Below are 656 nucleotides of genomic sequence, written 5' to 3'. Positions count from 1 at the left end.
TGAATGATTTTGTTGTAGTTGCTGTGCCCACGTTTTACGTGCCTTTGTGGGCACTAAAGCTTTTTTATGATTTCTTCCTGAAGCTGGGATTTTAAGCTCAGTTCGGCAAACATCTGCTTAAGCTTGAGATTTTCAGCCTCCAGCTCCTTTAAGCGTTTGATATCCGAAGTTTCCATTCCGCCGTATTTTTCTCGCCATTTATAGAAAGTTGAATTACCCATGCCATATTTACGGCACAGTTCTTTAACCGGAATACCCGCTTCAGCTTCTTTTAAAATAGCGACGATTTGATGTTCAGTCATTTTTTTTATAATTAAATCCCCTTTTCTTTTATCATAGAGAATTTTCTACTTTTTTGCTGTACTATTTTAGGGGATAGTTACAGTAGAGGAATACGTTTTTTACGCTTTACCCTGAGGTTAAGCTTTAATTCACAATACACCCGATATACCCGTTTATGATTCCATTTATAGCCGAGCTTTCTGATACGATTAAAACATTTAGGAAAACCCCAGCGTAAATGCCTTTCCGTGATAGCATTCAACACCGAAATAATCACTGAATCATCCGGTAACTTAGGTTTATAATAGTAAGCACAACGGCTTAAGCCAACAATGGCACAACTCATAGTAATAGTAACTGAATGATTTTGTTGT

Annotated in this window: 2 pseudogenes; both read right to left on the bottom strand. The window is 37.2% G+C overall.

The features are described from left to right. Window positions 1-56: 56 nt before the first annotated feature. A pseudogene (locus A9G34_RS08730) lies at window positions 57-302 on the bottom strand (transposase); the annotation flags it as partial. 86 nt (window positions 303-388) lie between these two features. Further along, window positions 389-628 (bottom strand): annotated as a pseudogene (locus A9G34_RS08725) (IS3 family transposase); the annotation flags it as partial. Window positions 629-656: the final 28 nt, after the last annotated feature.

It is taken from the genome of Gilliamella sp. Choc4-2 (assembly GCF_001690355.1).
Classification (GTDB): Bacteria; Pseudomonadota; Gammaproteobacteria; order Enterobacterales; family Orbaceae; genus Gilliamella; species Gilliamella apicola_A.
Note: the sequence above shows the minus strand (reverse complement) of the source record. Positions and strands in the feature narration are given on the sequence as shown.